Source organism: Hymenobacter frigidus (genome assembly GCF_014640435.1).
Taxonomy (GTDB): Bacteria; Bacteroidota; Bacteroidia; order Cytophagales; family Hymenobacteraceae; genus Hymenobacter; species Hymenobacter frigidus.
Genome location: NZ_BMGY01000115.1, coordinates 1 through 554, shown reverse-complemented (window position 1 = coordinate 554; position 554 = coordinate 1). Strand labels below are relative to the sequence as shown.

1 protein-coding gene is annotated in these 554 nt (G+C 63.4%); it reads left to right on the top strand.

The features are described 5' to 3' along the window. Positions 1 to 554 (top strand): ISAs1 family transposase (locus IEW17_RS20705; RefSeq protein WP_188563959.1); only part of this gene is annotated, 554 nt, incomplete at both ends.

Genomic DNA, 554 nt, shown 5'->3' with positions numbered 1-554 from the left:
TTTGCCCAATTAACGGACCCGCGTGTGCAGGGCCGGTGCTTACACCAACTGGTTGATATACTGGCCCTGTTGCTTTGCGGCACGTTGGCTGGCTGCGACGATTTGCCGGAAATTTGTGACTACGGCCGTGCCCACCTCGCCTTTTTACGCACGGAACTGGGCCTGGCGTTTGCCAACGGCATTCCCTCCGAAGACACCTTAGAGCGGTTGCTTAAGCGCCTGGACCCAAATGAATTGGCGCAGACGCTGCGTTCCTGCGCCGGGTCGCTGGCCGGGCGTCAGTTGTGTGTAGACGGCAAGGAACACCGCGCCACCACCCCCGCCGGCCGGCGCCATGCCCTGGTCCGCACGGTCAGCGTGTGGGTGGCCGACGCCCGGCTCAGCTTTGGGCAAGCGCAAATTGGCGCTAAAACGAACGAGAAAACGGCGATTCCGGCCTTGCTCGATACCCTCGACGTGGCGGGCAGCGTGGTCACCATCGACGCCATTGCCTGTCAGCCCAGCATCGTCGGGCGCGTGGTGGCGCGTGGGGCCGACTACGTGATTGCCCTGAA